Source organism: Streptomyces aurantiacus, assembly GCF_001418335.1.
GTDB classification, from domain to species: Bacteria; Actinomycetota; Actinomycetes; order Streptomycetales; family Streptomycetaceae; genus Streptomyces; species Streptomyces aurantiacus.
In genome coordinates, this window is sequence record NZ_LIPP01000535.1 from 408 (window position 1) to 1350 (window position 943).

The window sequence follows — 943 nt, forward strand, 5'->3', positions numbered from 1 at the left end:
GCGATGGCCGCGGCCGTCGCCCTCGCGCTGACCGGAGCGAACGTGGACGCCTGCGCGACGGCGGCCCTCGCCGAACTCCCCGAGGCCACGGAGATCGGCCGCAACGCACGGCACGCCCTCGCGCTCGCCCACGACTCCATGGCGCGGGGAGACGGCGCGTTCGGCCTCGTCCCCCTCCTGGAACACCAGATCGTCGACCACGTCTACAGCTACGGCATCGCCGCCGCCGAGACCGTCCCGGTCGCCCTCGCCCTCGCCGTCGCCGCACACGGCCGGATCGCGGAGGCGGTGCCCGCGGCGGCCTGCCTGTCCCGGGTCGCGGACTCGGCCCCGGCCCTGGCCGGCGCGCTGACCGGGGCGCTCGGCGGCGGCCCGGCCGTCCCCGCCGCCTGGCGCGACGCCTGCCGCACCCTCTGCGGCTGCGCGCTGCCGCGCCTGACCGGCACGGACCTCATCGGACTCGCCGACCTGCTGGAAGCGACGGAACTGGCCTATCCGGAGGGATGATTCGGTCATGAAACCCAAAGGAGAAGAAACAGGCACAGAATCGGGCACAGGAACCCTCGACGAACGGATCACCGGAGCGCTCGTCGGAGCCGCCGTCGGCGACGCGCTCGGCGGCCCCGTGGAGGGCTACTCCCCCGACCAGATCATCGAACGCCACGGCGGACGCGTCCACGGCATCGTCGGCCCCTGGCACGGCACCGACTGGCGCACGGCACGCCCCGTCGCCCCGTACCACAAGGGCGACGGGCACGTCACCGACGACACCTTGATGACCCACGCGCTGGTACGGGTGTACGCGACGGTCCGCGACCACCTGGACGCGTACGCCGTCGCCGAGCACCTGGTGCCCGACCTGATGACGACGCCCCGCTGGATCCCGGAACTCGAAGCGGACGCCCTGCCGCTCCAGCGGATCTTCCTCGCCGAGAAGTGGCTG

At 73.6% G+C, this 943-nt stretch carries 2 protein-coding genes; both read left to right on the forward strand.

Features of this window, described 5'->3' with window-relative positions:
• Window positions 1-507, forward strand: a 507-nt coding sequence (locus AOK01_RS46010; protein ID WP_245702626.1) for an ADP-ribosylglycohydrolase family protein, incomplete at its 5' end; no start/stop codon positions are given.
• Between the two features lie 7 nt (window positions 508-514).
• Window positions 515-943, forward strand: a 429-nt coding sequence (locus tag AOK01_RS40005; protein WP_169800190.1) for an ADP-ribosylglycohydrolase family protein, incomplete at its 3' end; no start/stop codon positions are given.